General features: G+C 64.4%; 15 protein-coding genes and 1 pseudogene. 2 read left to right on the forward strand and 14 right to left on the reverse strand.

Annotated features, from left to right (window positions below; genetic code table 11):
- Positions 1-31: 31 nt before the first annotated feature.
- The 10 genes from flgG to HU752_RS22125 form a co-directional block, all read right to left on the reverse strand.
- The gene (gene flgG / locus HU752_RS22080; RefSeq protein ID WP_186675335.1) at positions 32-817 is read right to left on the reverse strand and encodes a flagellar basal-body rod protein FlgG; all 786 of its coding nucleotides are present in this window, start codon (positions 815-817) and stop codon (positions 32-34) included.
- Between the two features lie 61 nt (positions 818-878).
- On the reverse strand, positions 879-1784 hold the full coding sequence (locus HU752_RS22085; RefSeq protein ID WP_186675333.1) for an HlyD family secretion protein: 906 nt from the start codon (positions 1782-1784) through the stop codon (positions 879-881).
- On the reverse strand, positions 1781-2533 hold the full coding sequence (locus HU752_RS22090) for an ABC transporter ATP-binding protein (protein WP_186675331.1): 753 nt from the start codon (positions 2531-2533) through the stop codon (positions 1781-1783). The genes HU752_RS22085 and HU752_RS22090 overlap by 4 nt, the downstream gene beginning before the upstream one ends.
- 8 nt (positions 2534-2541) lie before the next feature.
- Positions 2542-3672, reverse strand: coding sequence for an ABC transporter permease (locus tag HU752_RS22095; protein ID WP_186675329.1), 1131 nt, complete (start codon positions 3670-3672; stop codon positions 2542-2544).
- Positions 3672-5093 (reverse strand): TolC family protein, encoded by a 1422-nt coding sequence (locus tag HU752_RS22100; RefSeq protein ID WP_186675327.1) that lies wholly within the window; start codon positions 5091-5093, stop codon positions 3672-3674. Before HU752_RS22100 ends, HU752_RS22095 begins: the two co-directional genes overlap by 1 nt.
- Positions 5094-5155: 62 nt before the next feature.
- Positions 5156-6076, reverse strand: coding sequence for an ABC transporter six-transmembrane domain-containing protein (locus HU752_RS22105; RefSeq protein ID WP_186675326.1), 921 nt, complete (start codon positions 6074-6076; stop codon positions 5156-5158).
- 58 nt (positions 6077-6134) lie between these two features.
- The gene (locus HU752_RS22110; protein ID WP_186675325.1) at positions 6135-6539 is read right to left on the reverse strand and encodes a hypothetical protein; all 405 of its coding nucleotides are present in this window, start codon (positions 6537-6539) and stop codon (positions 6135-6137) included.
- 69 nt (positions 6540-6608) lie between these two features.
- Positions 6609-6848, reverse strand: a complete 240-nt coding sequence (locus HU752_RS22115) for a hypothetical protein (RefSeq protein WP_367616320.1) — start codon at positions 6846-6848, stop codon at positions 6609-6611.
- Positions 6836-7897 (reverse strand): ATP-binding protein, encoded by a 1062-nt coding sequence (locus tag HU752_RS22120; protein ID WP_186675324.1) that lies wholly within the window; start codon positions 7895-7897, stop codon positions 6836-6838. Before HU752_RS22120 ends, HU752_RS22115 begins: the two co-directional genes overlap by 13 nt.
- A complete protein-coding gene (locus HU752_RS22125; RefSeq protein WP_186675323.1) occupies positions 7894-8643 on the reverse strand; it encodes a response regulator in 750 nt (249 codons plus the stop codon). Before HU752_RS22125 ends, HU752_RS22120 begins: the two co-directional genes overlap by 4 nt.
- Positions 8644-8839: 196 nt before the next feature.
- On the opposite strand from HU752_RS22125, the pseudogene HU752_RS31840 reads away from it, so the two are divergent.
- A pseudogene (locus tag HU752_RS31840) lies at positions 8840-8956 on the forward strand (SDR family NAD(P)-dependent oxidoreductase); the annotation flags it as partial.
- Positions 8957-9392: 436 nt separating this feature from the next.
- Here the strand turns inward: HU752_RS31840 and HU752_RS22130 are convergent.
- The 4 genes from HU752_RS22130 to HU752_RS22145 all read right to left on the reverse strand — a co-directional run bounded on the left by HU752_RS22130 (position 9393) and on the right by HU752_RS22145 (position 13862).
- On the reverse strand, positions 9393-10163 hold the full coding sequence (locus HU752_RS22130; RefSeq protein ID WP_186675322.1) for an IclR family transcriptional regulator: 771 nt from the start codon (positions 10161-10163) through the stop codon (positions 9393-9395).
- A 123-nt stretch (positions 10164-10286) separates the two neighbouring features.
- Positions 10287-11606 (reverse strand): MFS transporter, encoded by a 1320-nt coding sequence (locus HU752_RS22135; protein ID WP_264083982.1) that lies wholly within the window; start codon positions 11604-11606, stop codon positions 10287-10289.
- A 115-nt stretch (positions 11607-11721) separates the two neighbouring features.
- Complete coding sequence (locus tag HU752_RS22140; protein WP_186675321.1) at positions 11722-12924, reverse strand: CaiB/BaiF CoA transferase family protein; 1203 nt, start codon at positions 12922-12924, stop codon at positions 11722-11724.
- Positions 12921-13862, reverse strand: a complete 942-nt coding sequence (locus HU752_RS22145; protein WP_186675319.1) for a hydroxymethylglutaryl-CoA lyase — start codon at positions 13860-13862, stop codon at positions 12921-12923. Before HU752_RS22145 ends, HU752_RS22140 begins: the two co-directional genes overlap by 4 nt.
- Before the next feature lie 390 nt (positions 13863-14252).
- On the opposite strand from HU752_RS22145, the gene HU752_RS22150 reads away from it, so the two are divergent.
- Positions 14253-15185 (forward strand): SMP-30/gluconolactonase/LRE family protein, encoded by a 933-nt coding sequence (locus HU752_RS22150; RefSeq protein WP_186675314.1) that lies wholly within the window; start codon positions 14253-14255, stop codon positions 15183-15185.
- Positions 15186-15286 lie beyond the last annotated feature (101 nt).

The following is a 15286-nucleotide window of genomic DNA, read 5'->3' on the forward strand; positions in this document are numbered from 1 at the left end:
ACGTCACCCCAGGCGGCCAGGCCAGGCCCCCTCAGAGTTTCTGCGTGAGGCTGCCCAGCATGTCGCTGGCGGTCTTGATGACCTTGGAATTCATCTCGTAGGCACGCTGGGTGGTGATCATGTTGACCATCTCCTCCACGGTGCTGACGTTGGAGGCCTCCAGGGTGCTCTGCTCGGTGGTTCCGAAACCGTTCAGGCCCGGGGTGCTGACCTGCGGCGCACCGCTGGCGGCGGTCTCCAGGAACAGGTTGCCACCAATGGCCTGCAGGCCGGCCGGGTTGATGAAGTCGGCGGTCTGCAGGTTGCCGATCACCTGCGACGCCGGGTTGCCGGCGGTGGTGATCGAGACGGTGCCGTCCTTGCCGACGGTGAAGGTCTGGGCGTTGTTCGGGATCACGATGGCCGGCTGCAGGGCAAAACCGGCGGCGGTGACGATCTGGCCGGTGTTGTCCAGGTGGAAGGTACCGTCACGGGTGTAGGCCGTGGTGCCATCCGGTTGCAGGATCTGGAAGAAGCCACGGCCGTTGACCGCGATGTCCAGCGGCTGGTCGGTGACCTGCAGGCTGCCGGCGGCGAAGTTCTTCTGCGTACCCACGATGCGCACACCGGTACCCAGTTGCAGGCCCGACGGCAGTTCGCTGTCCTGGGTCGACTGGGCGCCAGGCTGACGCTTGACCTGGTACAGCAGGTCCTGGAATTCGGCACGATCACGCTTGAAGCCGGTGGTCGAGGCGTTGGCCAGGTTGTTGGAAATCGTGGTCAGCTGGGTGTCCTGGGCCGCCAGGCCCGTTTTGGCAACATAGAGTGCTGGAAGCATGGGTTTTCCTCGACCGTCGACTGACGGATGCTGAAGCGTTGAGAGAGAACGACCAAAGGGTTTACTGCGGGGTGAATCGCACCAGCAGGCGCTGTCCCACGCGCAGGGATGCCGGTTCGGGCGAATCGAAGGCCAGGATGCATTCCACGGTACGCAGGTTCGCGCGAACCGCCGGATCGTCTTCCAGCGTGCTTGCCCCAAGCACCTCGCCGATCCGCACGACATGGGCGGACAGCGGTGCCAGGCGGCCACCGCCCTCGTCCGTGACCTCGGCCTTCATCCCGGCGGCAACCACGCCGGCGAAGGACTCGTTGAGCTCGGCCCGCACGATACGAGCCCCGGCCGGCAGCAGGATGAATGACGGTCCCGATTGTGCGGAGACCGTCGTACCGGGCTGGATCAGGCGCCGTACGACATGGCCGTCGACCGGTGCGCGAAGTTGGCGCTGCGCCAGCTCATAACGCGCGGTGGCCAGCTTTCTCGCGGCGGTGTCGGCATCGATGCGACTCTTGTGCACCTCATCGCGCAACTGCTCGGCGATTTCCCGTGCATCCTCGGCACTCTGGCTGTCGCCGGCGCCGGCAGCGGCGGCCTTCGCCAAACGCCTGGCCTTCTGCTCGGCGAGGTGCAGGCGCCTGTCCAACTGCCGGGCCTGCAGCCGAACCTGCTGTTGCTCGCCCTGGGCGGCCGCCACGGCCAGGTTTGCCAACTCGCTGTCCAGGGTCGCGAGCAACTGGCCCTTGCTGACCCGATCCCCCTCCTTCACCTGCACGCGTGCCACCACGCCATCGCGACTGACCCCGAGCTTGAGCAGACCACCTTCGACATCGACGCGGCCACGGGCGACCGCCACGTACGGGCTGGCCGCAGCGTCCGGCCTGGGGGGTGGCTCGTTCCGGGGGCAACCGGTCAACAGCAGGAGTACGCCCGACAGCAACAGCCACGGGCGAAGCGAGTAGAGATTCATAGGAAGTGTTCCTGGGGATCGGTAGCACGGGTGCGTCGAGGCGCTGCCCGGTGATCGTTGAGAATGCGCCCGTCTTCTATGTTCAGGACGCGATCGGTATGGCTGACCAGGCGTGGGTCATGGCTGACGCAGAGCACGGTGGTCCCGCGCTCGCGGGCGATCCGGTGCAGGATGTCGATGATCACCTGGCCGTTGGCCGCATCCAGGGCACTGGTGGGCTCGTCGGCGAACAGCAGCCTGGGCTCCTTCGCCACCGCGCGGGCGATGGCGACCCGCTGCTTCTCGCCGCCGGACAACTCGGCGGGACGCAGGTGCATGCGTGCGCCCAGGCCAACGTCCTCCAGCGCCCGGATCGCCCGCTGACGGCCTTCGGCGGGTGCAAGCCCGAGGTAGTCCAGCGGCAGTTCGACCTGCTGCTGCGCGGTCAGGGCCGGGAACAGATTGAAGCCCTGGAACACGAACCCCGTGTGCTGCAGCCGAAAGCGCTCCAGGGCGCCGGCATCGAGCCTTGTCAGGTCCTGCCCAAGGGCCAGCACGCGCCCCTGGTCCGGGCGCTGCAAGCCGCTGAGGATCGCCAGCAGGGTACTTTTCCCGCAGCCGGAAGGACCGGAAATCAGTGTCAGCTCGCCAGGGTGTATCGCCAGGCTGATGTCATGCAGCACCGGAGTGCTGATCCGCCCCGAGAGGAAAGACTTGCTGATCGCACAGGCTTGCAGGGTGATCGGTGTTGCCGATGTCTGGTCGTACATGGACGGTTCTATCTCAGGAGGCTGGCCGGGTCGGCATGACGCAGGGTGCGGATGGCGGCCAGGCCGGACAGCAGCGCCAGGGCCATGCTCAGCAGCAGGCACGCCGCCACGGTCACGGGTGAAAGTGCCACCGGCACGTTGTAGTAGCCCGCCACGGCGAACAGCAGGCCGGCCAGCACACAGCTGGCCAGCAGACCCAGTGCACCGACCCAGAACGCCTGCTCCATCACCACCTTGCGCAGGGCATTCACGCCGACCCCGAGGGCATTGAGGGTGGCGTACTCGCGAATCGAGCCGATGACCGCCGCCACCAGCGTCTGGCTGGTGATCACGGCGCCCACCAGGAACACGATCGCCGCCAGGAACAGCACACCGGCGCCGGCACCGGTATCGAACATCCAGTACATCTGCGAGCGCTGGGCGAACTGCTCCGCGGTCCATACGGCGTAGTTGCCGAAGGCGGCAGCGCCTTCGAGACGTGCGGCCACCGCCGCCGCCTGGGCCGGGTCGCGCACGCTGGCCACCAGGTAAGTGGTCCTGTCATCCTCGCCAGTGCCATCGAGTTGTCGGGCCGTTGCCAGGGAGGCCAGCACATTCACCCCACCCAGGGCCCGCAAACCGCTGGTGACGCCGACCACACGCACGCGATGACCGTTGAGGGTGGCCGTCTCGCCAGGCCGCACACCCAGGCTGTCCAGGTCAGCCCGGTCGACGATGACCGCCCCGGGTTCGTTCAGCCGCGCGCGCAGCTCGGCTGGCAGTATCCGCTGGAACATCAGCCCCTGCGGCCGGGCATCGATCCCGCTGACGAACACCGAAACACCCCCCGTATCCCGGGCGCCACGCCAATCGGCATCGATCCACTGGAACGGCTCGACGGCCAGGACATCGGCGTCCATGCGCAAGTGCATCTCCACGCCCGCGTCGATCGGGCGGCCCAGGTTGACGCTCTGGGTACCGGGATAACCGACCCAGAGCTGGGCACTGGAACCGTTGATGTAGACGCTGGCACTGCCGAAGATGCCCAGCACCAGCCCGGCCTGGAGCAGCTGCAACAGCCCGGCAAACCCCACGGCAATCATTGCCGGCAGGAAACGGCGCCATTCATGGATCAGGGTCTGGCGAGCCAACGCGACCATCACTCGACCTCCGTCGCAGCCACGACAGGCAACGCCGCACCGCCCAGCGCCTTGTACAACGCGACATAGGCGATGCCGCGCTCGGCACTGGCGCTGTCGACCTGTTGTTGGGCACGCAGGCCGGCAACGCGCGCGCCGTCCAGCTCCAGCCGGCTCAGGAGCCCCAACCGCAGCTGCTGCTGCCGGGCCTCCAGGTGTGCCTCGGCCGCCGCCTGGCTCTGTCGGGACGACTGCTCCCGCAGGCGCAGTTGTTCAAGATCGCCCAGAGCGGTTTCAACCTCGGCGCCCCCCTCCAGCACCGACTGCCGGTAGGCCAGGAGCGCGGCTTGCAATTCATGATCCCTGGCCTGCGCAGAGGCTATCCGCTGCCCCCAGTCGAACAGCGGAAGATTGATCCCCGGCCCGAAGGAGAAAATGCTGTTGCCACTGCGCGCATGCCGGCGATTGCTGGCAACGTTCAATGACCACTGCAGTGAAGAGCCCAGGCTGATGTGCGGGTAGACATCGGCACGACTGATACCCAGATTGCCCGCGGCAATGATGACCTGGGCCTCGGCGGCGGAGATTTCCGGCCGCGTGCGCAGCAGGTCCGCCGGTACGTTGCCCAGTTGCCAGGCCCCCAATTGCGGCACCGGCCCGGGCTGCAGCCAGGCGGGGTCCGGCTGGCTGCGGGCAAGGAGCACCGCCAGTTGCCGGACCTTGCGGTTGATCTGCTGCCGTGGCCTGGTCAGGGCCATCTCGGCCTGGTCCAGCGCGCCCCTGGCTGCCGATACCTGCGAGGCCGATGCCAGCTTGAGCCGCTCGCGCACGAGCAACAGCTCCAGCTTTTCGCGCTGGGTATCACGAATGGCTCCCAGGCTGGCCAGCCCCTGTTGAGCCGCTCGCAGCTCGATCCAGTTTCGACAGACCTCCGCGACCAGCGACACCTGTACCGTGCGCAGCTCCGATTCCTGCCAGGCCAGATTGCCCTGGGCAAGGCGGTCGACGCCTTCCCTCATGCCGAACAGCGGCAGTTCCCACTGCGCGTCGAAACCGACCAGGAAGTAGGACGTACTGGTATCCGGGCTGATGGCATCCCGGGTGTTGATGCCCAGCGAAGGCAGGTAGGCGGATGACGAGTGCTGGCTCAGCAGCCGGGTTGCACGCAGGCGCTGCACGGCGGCGGCGACCTCCAGGTTGTTGCGCAGTGCCTGCTCGACCAGGGCATCGAGCGCCGGATCATTGAAGGCATGCCACCATTGCTGAAGTGCCGGTTGCGGCGTCCGGACAGGAGCCGGCGCGTTCTGCCAGACATCGGGCAGCGACGCCGTCAACGGCGGTACGGGGGTCGCCGAACAACCGGCCAGGCCCCACAGGGCCAGCGATAGCAGGCACAGCGCCCGGCCGGTTTGCGATCTGATAAGAGGCTTGATAGTCGTCACCTATACGCACGGGGGGGTACAGGCTCACCAAGCGGTGAGCCGTTTTTCGAACACCAGAAGACTCAGGGCGCCGCCTCCCCCAGGCCCGGATCGACCCGCTTGCCGATGTCCCTCAGACGCGCCAGCTGGTCGACCATCCCCGGCGCTTCATCCAGGCAACTGACGAAGGTCCACAGATAGGTCATCACCGCATACACATGGCCGGCCTTGATGCCGGAAGACAACGCCATCTGGCTGATCGCCAGGGCAAACAGCAACGCCGCCAGGGAGCCGATAAACAGGTAGGCCGCAGCCTCGCGGTCCGACAGCCAGATACGCAGCCGGGACAACAGGCGATAGTGGCGATGCAGGGTCTGGGCGCCGACTTTCTCCACCAGGCCGATTTCCTTTTCCAGGCGATCGTTCAGGCGCTCATGCAACAGCTGGTTTCGTCCGGCAAAGCGTGGCAACAACGTCACGCACAGCAGCAGTACCAGCAGGCAGCCGAGCCCGACCCGGAACTCGATCACCAGCAACATCGCGGCCGCCCCGACAATCGACACCAGCGCCGTGCTGATGATGGGGACGTGCTTCTCGAAGAAGTCGACGAAGTCCCGGGCCAGCACCACTCGCGCGGCGACTTTCGAGGTGCTGTGGTTCTGCGATCGCTGGTTGAGGATGACCGGTACCGCAAGATCGGCATAAATACGGGTGAACGTACGGGTATCGACCGCACGGCGCAGCGCACCGACAAACCAGAACATGAACACGACAGCGGCATAAAGCAGTGCGTGAAGTGTATTACCCTGGATGATCGAGTCCACCGCAAAACCGGCGAACAAGGGATAAGCCAGCAACAGCAGATTCTCCAACGCCACCAAAGATAGTGTGCAGAACAACTTGCCAGGATAGGCCCTGGCAATGGCCTTGAGCGTCTGGTAGGCAGACTGTTGACCGATCTTCCGGCTTTCTTCGATCAATATTTTTGGTGTTACGGGCGACATGGGAAACTCGTCGAGATAAAGATGCCGTGGGTTATTCAGGCTTGGCTGGATGCAGGTGTTATCGCAGACCAGTATCAGCGGCCTGATGGATCGCCGACCAACGCTGCACCCGGCAGGGATGTACCTGCACGACCGCTTGCGAAGCCCGGTATTGCGTGGCGCCGAGCAGGTCGCGATGTTCATCGGTGATCAACTGAAGCCTTGTCTGGACCTCCTCGACGACCATCTCCGTTATCATCAGCAGGCAGATGGCAGGCACAAAAAACAGCCAATGTGCATATGACCGGGTAGCCAACGAAAGAATGACGCCCACTATGCAAAGTGCCAGAGCCAATAGGGGTGCAACCCATTGAAATGGTCCCCAGAATTTCTGCAGCCTTTTCAACTTTTGCGAATAAAAGTCAAACTGCCGAATGCGTTCGGCCCGGTAAACTTTTTTACAATTCAATGATTCTTCAAACATAGAAATACCTGGCGCGAGACTACGAGAGACTCGGCCCGAATACACCACAATCTTTGTTAGTATGAGTAATCAGTTGATTACAATGTGCTCGGGCAATACTTGACCGAGCCAGGCCAGCCTTGTTTCGCTGACCTCCACCCAGCGGCCGTTTTCCGGCCTGCGGCAACCGCTCCTGAACGCGATACAGACACCGCGGCTGTCCAGCAAGGCAAAGTGGCGATATCCACTGCGCTGCCAAGCCCTGAAAAGGCCATGCACGCCGCGTTGCGCAAAAGCCAGGAAGCGAGCTGGCATGATCAGACCGGCCAACTGAGCTCGAACAGCGTCCCGGCGTTCTCGGTGTTGCGGCAGGTCACCGCTCCCCCATGTGCCACGGCGATGGCCCGGACGACTGCCAGGCCCAGGCCGCTGCCGCCCTGGGCTCTCGAGCGCGACGTGTCACCGCGCTGGAAGGCCTCGAAAATATGGGTGGCGAACGCCTCGTCGATGCCGGGGCCGCTGTCCTCGACCCGCAGGTAGTTGAGGTTCGCTCTGGTACCCAACTGCACGGCGACATTCCCCGGCGTGGCGTGCCTGCGCACATTTTCCAGCAAGGCCAGCAGCGCCTGGCGGATCCTGGCCACGTCACACCGAACGGAGCGTCGTTGCAGATCCAGTTGCAAGGTGAACCCCGCCGCCTGCAGGCTGGGTTCGAACAGCTGGACCTCGGCTTCGATACCCATAGCCAGGTCGGTTTCCTGCAGGTTGAGTTCGAGATAACCGCTGTCCGCCAGGCCCACGACGCGCAGGTCCTCGATCAGCCGCGTCAGTCCCTCGACCTGCGTCAGCAGGCCGTAGAACTGCGCCGTATCCGGCGTGAAAACCCCTTCGGCCAGGCCTTGCAAACGCCCACGCAGGATCGTCAGCGGCGTGCGCAATTCATGGGCGATCGCGGCATTCCAGAAAGCCTGCTCCTGTGCCATGCGCTGCAAGCGGCTGGCCATGCTGTTGAAGTCATCCACCAGCACGGAGGCTTCGCCCAGTGACTGGTCACCGGCGACGGCACGGGCCTCGAGATCACCGTCCGCCAGCCGCCGCAGACTCGTGGCCACCGAGTTCAACGGCATCAGGATCCGGCGGGACAGCTTGATCGCCGCCACGGCACCCACCCCCAGGCTAATGCAGGTGGTCAGGGCCATCCACAGCCACTCCATCCCTGACGGCAGCCATTCGTCCATCTCGGCTTCCGTGGGTGGCGAAATTTCCGACAGCAGCGCATAGAACACATAGGAGCCGACCACGCTCAGCGCAATGACGCACAGCACCACCGCCGACATCGAGAAGATGATCTGCCGGCTCAAGCCACCGGACCGCTTCACAGGCCACTCCCGAACCGGTAGCCGACACCGCGGATACTCTCCGGCACACCCTGCAGCCCCAGCTCCTCGATCTTGCGGCGCAGCTTGCTGATGTGGCTGTCGACGGTCCGTTCCAGGCTGTCGCTTTCAGGCAGGCAGGTGGCGAGCAGTTCGGCGCGGCTGAACACCCGCTTCGGCGCCTTCGCCAATTGGGCCAGCAAGCGGAACTCCGTCACGGTCAGGTTCAGCCCGACCGTGTCCAGCTCGGTGCGCACCTGCACCTCATGCGCCTGCAGGTCGATCTCGAAGGCCCCCACCCGCAGCAGGCCGGCAGCGGCACCCTGGGCATAATCGATGGAACGGCGCAGGACCGCCTGCACCCGGGCGACCACCTCGGCGGGATTGAACGGCTTGACGATGTAGTCATCCGCACCGATGCGCAGGCCCATCAGCTTGTCCATGTCCTGGTCCTGTGCGGTCAGCATGATCACCGGCGTACGCCCGCGGTGCCGCAGCTCGGCCAGCACCATCCAGCCGTCCAGGTTCGGCATCCGCACATCCAGCAGCACCAGGTCGGGCTTGAGTTTCTGGTGCAGGTCGAGGGCAATGCGGCCATCGAGGGCATGCACCGTGCGATAGCCCGCCCGCGCCAGATAGGCCGCCAGGATATCGGCGATTTCAGGCTCGTCCTCGGCAATCAGCACCAGTGCCTGAATCTCTCTGGAAGTGTCCATTCGCGTCGACGCCGCTGTCGGGAAATCACTCATATGTCACTCGGTCAACTGGCTGCGGGCGATATCCGCCCCTGTTCCGGCGCCCGCCAGCCCTGTACCCGGGCTGCCAGGCTCTGTCATGGGTAGCGGACATTATGCGCAAGAAAAATGCGCTTCCGTGGGAGGTTTTGTGGAGAAATGATGGAGAGGCGTTTTTTTTTGCGCAGTGCAGGATCTGAAAAACAAAGTCGTGCTGGTCACGGGAGCCACCAGAGGCATCGGCCAGGCTGCGGCCACCGAGTTCGCCACGCGTGGCGCCACGCTCACCCTGCTCGGACGGGGCAGGGCCAGGACCGAATCGCTGACCGAGGCGCTCACGTCGAGCACCGGCAATCCCCTCCTCGATTACCTGATGTGTGATCTGTCCAGGGGCGACCCTTTTCCCTCTCCCCGGAACAGAGGTGCGGATTCGCTGATCTGGCTCGCCACCGCCCCCGAGGCTGGTGCGCTGCGCGGTGAATATGTTTCCAGGCGCGGTCCGGTGAGGCCTGCCAGGCAGGCGCTCGATGCGCAACGGGCCGATGACCTCTGGACGCACAGGCGTTCGGCATCAGGCCACCAGGACCGGACGACCACCGTGCATACCGTTCAGACCGAGGGGGTTGGCCCGGTGCCAAACACGACCTCATCCCCAGGCGTCGGATCGCAGAAGATGTCCTCCAGTAGCGCGACCAAGGCCTGGACGCCGGGATGGCGGCATGAGGCTGCGCTGATCAGGCACATGGCGCGGGAGTTCTCCCCGCTCAGATGTCTGCATTTCGCTCCAGGGCGGCCAGCAACTCGCGATTGCTCCCGCCCAGCAACTGGGTCGCCTGCGCGGCCCGCTTCAACAGCAGCACGCGAGCGGCCTGCAGTGCCTCCCGGTTGAAACGCTCGGACGGCCCCGACAAGGTGAGCGCCCCCTTGAACTCATGGCTGACCCCGAAGACCGGAGCCGAAATCGAGGCAGTGTCCGGGTCGCGCTCGCCGAACGAGGCGGCCCAGAACTGCTCCCGCACCTCGGCCAGCGCGCGGTCCGCCGGCGGCCCGAAAGCCCTGAGAATCTTCCCCGAGGCACCGGCGTGCAGCGGGAAACGATCCCCTTCATGGATGCTGAACCGCACGGCACGCTTGGGCTCGACCCGGAACAGCACCACCCGGATATCGTTTTCGAGCACATAGAAGGAAGACGTTTCGCCGCTCTCCTCGGTCAGCGCTTCCAGCACCGGATAGAGGCTGTCGCGCAGCCGGAAGGAAGCCTGGTAGATCTGCGCCAGCCGCAAGGGTTCATGGCCCACGGTGTACTGCCCGTCAGCCAGGCGCCTGATGAAACCGGCCCGTTCCAGCGAACTCATCAGGCGCAGGATGGTGCTCTTGTACAAGCCGGTGCGACGCGCGATTTCGGCCAGTGGCAGGCTGCTGCGGTCGGGCTCGAAGGCCGCCAGAATCGCGAAGGCCCGGTCGACCGCCGCGACGCCCCCGTCGGCATTGTTCTTGGCAGCATCGGCTGCTGCAGGCTCAGTTTTTGGCGACATCAGACTTCTGCTCGGCATCATCGTGAAAAATCGGCCCCGGAGCGGGGCCGTTGAGATGCCTGCTACCTTACCTGCGAGGCAGGCTGCCAGCCAGTCCATTGTCCGGAACAGCGTTTCATTCGATCAGGCATCACGCATGAACAGGCGCAGCGACAGCGCCATGAGCGCAGCCACGAACAGGATGCCGCCCATGACCATCAGGCCCGCGCTGAAGGACTGGGTGTGGTCCTTCAGGAATCCCATCAGATAAGGCCCGACGAAACCGCCGAATGCACCGATGGAGTTGATCAGCGCGATGCCACCGGCTGCGGCCTGGCCACTGAGGAACCTGGCCGGCAAGGTGTAGAAAATCGTCTTCGCCGAGATCGTCCCCACCAGCGCCAGGGTGATCCCCGCCAGGGCCGGGACCAGCGCATTCATGTTGAGCGCGAAGATCAGCGCCAGGCCGGCCAGCACCAGTGCAATGACCAGGTTGAGAATGCCACGCCCGCTACGGTCGACATGCTTGGCCCAGAACAGCAGGCCGATGGTCGAGAAGAAATAGGGCACTGCCGCGACCCAGCCGATCAGGCCCAACTCGACGCCCTGGGCTTTCAGCATCTGCGGCAACCAGATGCCGATTCCGTAGGTGCCGATGGTGAAACTGAAGGTAATCGAACTGAGGATCCAGACCCGTGGGTCCTTCAGCGCCGTTGCCAGGCCGTGGCTCTTGCAGGTGTGCGCCCTCTCCTTCTCCAGCATGGCGCTCAGGGCGTCCTTCTCCTCGCGGGACAGCCAGCGGGCCTCGTCCGGCCGGTTGGCCAGCACCTTGAGGGTGACAAGGCCCAGGAGGCAGGCCGGCAGCCCCTCGATGATGAACATCCACTGCCAACCCGCGAGCCCCAATGCCCCGTGCATCTGCAGCAGCCAGATCGACAGCGGGCCACCCACGAGGAAGGAAATGGGCGTGGCCACCGTGAACCAGGCCAGCACGCGAGTGCGGTACTGGACCGGGAACCAGAGCGTCAGGAAAAAGATGACACCGGGGAAGAAGCCGGCTTCGGCCACGCCCAGCAGAAAACGAACGACATAAAAGCTGTAGGGGCCGACCACGCAAGCGGTCGCTGCCGCCGCCAGCCCCCAGGTGATCATGATACGGGCCATCCACAGCCGTGCCCCGAAACGATACATGGCCAGGTTGCTGGGGACTTCGCACAGGCAATAGCCGACGAACATGATGCCTGCACCCAGGCCGAACTGGGCCGCCGTGAGCCCCAGCTGGTCGGTCATTTGCAGGGCCGCGTAACCCACGCTGGTGCGATCCAGGTAGTTGAAGAAATAGGCCAGCGCGAGCAAGGGAATCAGGCGCCAGGCGGCTTTGCTCATCGCTCGCTGCTGCAAGGCAGTGGCCACTTCAGGCTGCGGCATGGATAAAGGGGTATCCGGGGTCGTGACATCAGCCATGACTGTATCCTCGGTTTTGTTGTTATGAATACCGCGGCTGGATGGGCCGGCGGTGAATGCAGACGGCTGGCGCACCCTGGCCAGGGGAACTGCGGTTCAAGCCCGAGCGTCGTGTTCAGGCGGTCTTGACCGTGCCATCGGCCTCGAGCCGGACGATCTCGTCCTCGGCATACCCCAACTGGGCCAGCAGCGCCCTGGAGTGACTGCCAAGGCTCGGGACATCGAGTCGCGTGCCAAAGCGCTGGCCATCCATCTCGAATGGCAGCATCGGCACCTTGACCTGCTCTCCCCCCGGCAACGTCAGTTCGGCCATGCCGCCAGACTGGTTGAGGTGCTCGTCCTCGAACAGGTCTTCGGGACGTTGGATAGGCGAGAACGGCAGGCCGGCCTTCTCACACAGCGCCATCACCGTCTGCTTGTCCATCCCGCCGAGGCGCTGGCGCACCCTGGGCAGGATCCGTTCACGGGCCTGGACGCGCTGATTGTTACGGCTCAGTTCGGGGTCGGCGGCGAGTTCGGGGAAATCGAACGCTTCGCAGAACGAAGCCCACTGACTGTCACTGACGACGCCCATGAAGACCTGCTCGCCTTCACTTGCCGTTTCGAAAACGTCATAGATCGCCCAGGCGGAAATGCGGCTGGGCATTGGCGCCGCGGCCTTGCCGGTCACCACTTGCTGCATCATGTGCTGGGCGACCAGGAAGGCCGAGTTTTCGAACAGCCCGGTCTGGACGAACTGGCCGCGACCGGTTTCCTTGCGTTGCAGCAAGGCCGCGAGGATCGAGACCGCACTGAACATCCCGCCCATCACGTCGTTGACCGACGCCCCGGCACGCAAGGGGCGCCCGACCGGCCCGGTCATGTAGGCCAGGCCCGTCATCATCTGGACCACCTCGTCCAGTGCCGTGCGCTTCTCGTAGGGGCCGGGCAGAAAGCCCTTCATCGAGCTGTAGATGATGTCCGGCCTGATGGCCTTGACCTGCTCATAGCCCAGGCCCAGTTTCTCCATGGCGCCAGGTCGGAAGTTCTCGGTGACCACGTCGGCGGTTGCGAGCAGCTTCTTCACCGCAGCCATGCCCTCCGGCGACTTGATGTCCACCGCAAAGCTCTTCTTGTTGCGGTTGTAGGTCATCCAGTACCCGGCGCCGGAGCCCATCAGGCGGCGGGTGTTGTCCCCTTCCGGAACCGGCTCGACCTTGATCACCTCGGCACCGAGATCCGCCAGCAGCAGGCCACAGGTCGGCCCCATCACCATGTGGACGAACTCGACGACGCGAATGCCGGCCAGCGGCAGGGACTTATCTTCAGGCTGGTTCATACGGCCTCCCGCGCATAGGTGAAGTTCTTGCCCACGCCGGCATCCGGGATGAAGCCATACAGCGGTTCTGCCGGCAGTCCACGACGAAGCACTTCACGCGCGGCGACCAGCCGGTCGATGTCGACGCCGGTTCTCAGCCCCATGGACTCCAGCAGGTACACCAGGTCCTCGGTGACGATGTTGCCGGAGGCGCCCGGAGCGTAGGGGCAACCACCCAGGCCGCCCTGGGAACCGTCGAAGGTCTTCACCCCGGCCTCCAGCGCGGCGACCACGTTGGCCAGCCCCTGGCCACGGGTGTTGTGGAAGTGGGCACTGCCAGCCAGTGGACCCAGCTCCCTGAACAGGCGGGTGAACAGTCGGCGGACCTGGGTGGGGTTGGCATAACCGACGGTGTCGGAAAGACCGACCTCATCCACGCCCAGCTCGGCCATTTTCACGGCGAATGCCATCGTCTCGTCATCGCTCACCACCCCCTGGAGCGTGCAGCCGAAGGCCGTCGACAGGCCCGCTTCGATCTGCACCTGCGGGAACCGCTCGTTGCGCAGCGCGACGATCGCCTGGACCTCCTCCAGGAGCTGCGCATGGGTCTTGCGGATATTCGAGAGGGAGTGCTGCTCGCTGACGGAAATGGGCAGCGTGATCTTGTGGATGCCGGCGCTGAACGCCGCCTCTGCGCCCCTGAGATTCGGCACCAGCGCGGTGACGAAAAGGCCCGGCAGCGTCAGGGCATGGGCAACCACTTCGGCGGCATCGGCCATCTGCGGCAGCAGCTTGGCAGACACGAATGAGCCAACCTCGATCTCTCGCAAGCCGGCCCCTGCCAGGGCCGAAATCCACTCAAGCTTCAGCTCGGTGGGCAGGGTGGCCTTGACGCTCTGCAGGCCATCCCTCGGCCCGACTTCACTGACCAGGATGTCGATATCTGTCGTTTCTTTCACGGAGGTTCTCCTGTTGCCGTGGAGAGCCTGCTCGAACAGTCATGCAGTGCGGCTGCGAAGCGGGGCGCTGTTTTTTATGATTGTTCTGTCAGGCAGAATTACGTTCTATTTTTAGTATTCGCGCACTCTCTCATGCCTGTCAACGCTGATTACGATGAACGGATGGCTAGCGAATTTCCGGGAACCACGTGTGGGGACCTGACCTTGGAGGACACTTGACAGCTAGGGAAATAGCTTGGAGAGTGTTCCATCAAGAGCAACGTAGTTCTATCTGACAGAACAAAGCTCGACACAACAAGACATTCCGGGCAACGCACACCGGGAGGCCACCCAGGTCTCCTGCCACTCGAGCACCCGCTCTGCACGCCTGTTTTCACATGGAGATCCGCCATGAGCCTGTATGCCCCTCCCCAGGAACGTCCAACCGAGGTCTTCAGCCGATTACCCAGGGAATTCTGGCGGGACGGGGATTCGGACTGGGTCAGGGCCAACAAGCCCGGCCAACCCGTAAGCAGCTTCCTGGAGGGACCCTCCTTCGATCAGGCGGGCAATCTCTATGTCACCGACATCCCCTATGGGCGGATCTTTCGCGTGACGCCAGAAGGCGACTGGGAACTGATCGTGGAATACGACGGCTGGCCCAACGGCCTGAAGGTCCATCGTGATGGCCGGGTTTTCATCGCCGACTACAAGAACGGCATCCTGGTTCTCGATCCGCTGAGCAAGCGCATCACGCCCTTCCTGACCCATCGCCGCAGCGAAAGCTTCAAGGGGGTCAATGACCTGTTCTTCGACCGGCAGGGGCATCTGTACTTCACCGACCAGGGACAGACAGGCATGCACGACCCGACCGGCCGGGTGTTTCGCTACGACCTGGCGCAACAGCGCCTGGACTGCCTGCTGGACAACGGCCCCAGCCCCAACGGCCTGGTGATGGATCTCCAGGAAAAGGCCCTGCTGGTGGCCATGACCCGCGGGAACGCCGTGTGGCGGCTGCCCCTCCAGGCGGACGGCACTACCTCCAAGGTCGGCGTGTTCACGGCGATGGCGGGCGGCGTCAGTGGCGCTGACGGCATGGCCCTGGACGAATCGGGGAATCTCTACGTCTGCGACGCCGGTAACGGATGCGTGTGGGCCTTCGACGCCCACGCCGTGCCGCTCTATCGCTTCAAGTCCTGCACCGAAGGCAGGACCCTGACCAACCTCGCCTTCGGTGGCGAAGGCAATCGCGGCCTGTTCATCACCGACTCATCGACGGGCCACATCCTCAGGGCCGACACCGGCCACCCGGGCAAGCAAATGTTCTCGCACACCCCCGCCTGACCCATCGAGCCGCCGCCCTGTGCACAAGGCGCACGGGCTGCGCTCGGCTCGCAAAAAGCGGGTACCCACCACTCATACAAGACAGATAACAAGAGGGAAAC

Source organism: Pseudomonas vanderleydeniana (genome assembly GCF_014268755.2).
GTDB lineage: Bacteria > Pseudomonadota > Gammaproteobacteria > Pseudomonadales > Pseudomonadaceae > Aquipseudomonas > Aquipseudomonas vanderleydeniana.

Coding starts and splice junctions, on each gene's coding strand:
- HU752_RS22125 (WP_186675323.1), bottom strand. CDS start 8,643: ATGAGTGATTTCCCGACAGCGGCGTCGACGCGAATGGACACTTCCAGA.
- HU752_RS22110 (WP_186675325.1), bottom strand. CDS start 6,539: ATGTTTGAAGAATCATTGAATTGTAAAAAAGTTTACCGGGCCGAACGC.
- HU752_RS22150 (WP_186675314.1), top strand. CDS start 14,253: ATGAGCCTGTATGCCCCTCCCCAGGAACGTCCAACCGAGGTCTTCAGC.
- HU752_RS22135 (WP_264083982.1), bottom strand. CDS start 11,606: ATGGCTGATGTCACGACCCCGGATACCCCTTTATCCATGCCGCAGCCT.
- HU752_RS22105 (WP_186675326.1), bottom strand. CDS start 6,076: ATGTCGCCCGTAACACCAAAAATATTGATCGAAGAAAGCCGGAAGATC.
- HU752_RS22085 (WP_186675333.1), bottom strand. CDS start 1,784: ATGAATCTCTACTCGCTTCGCCCGTGGCTGTTGCTGTCGGGCGTACTC.
- flgG (WP_186675335.1), bottom strand. CDS start 817: ATGCTTCCAGCACTCTATGTTGCCAAAACGGGCCTGGCGGCCCAGGAC.
- HU752_RS22090 (WP_186675331.1), bottom strand. CDS start 2,533: ATGTACGACCAGACATCGGCAACACCGATCACCCTGCAAGCCTGTGCG.
- HU752_RS22095 (WP_186675329.1), bottom strand. CDS start 3,672: ATGGTCGCGTTGGCTCGCCAGACCCTGATCCATGAATGGCGCCGTTTC.
- HU752_RS22140 (WP_186675321.1), bottom strand. CDS start 12,924: ATGAACCAGCCTGAAGATAAGTCCCTGCCGCTGGCCGGCATTCGCGTC.
- HU752_RS22130 (WP_186675322.1), bottom strand. CDS start 10,163: ATGTCGCCAAAAACTGAGCCTGCAGCAGCCGATGCTGCCAAGAACAAT.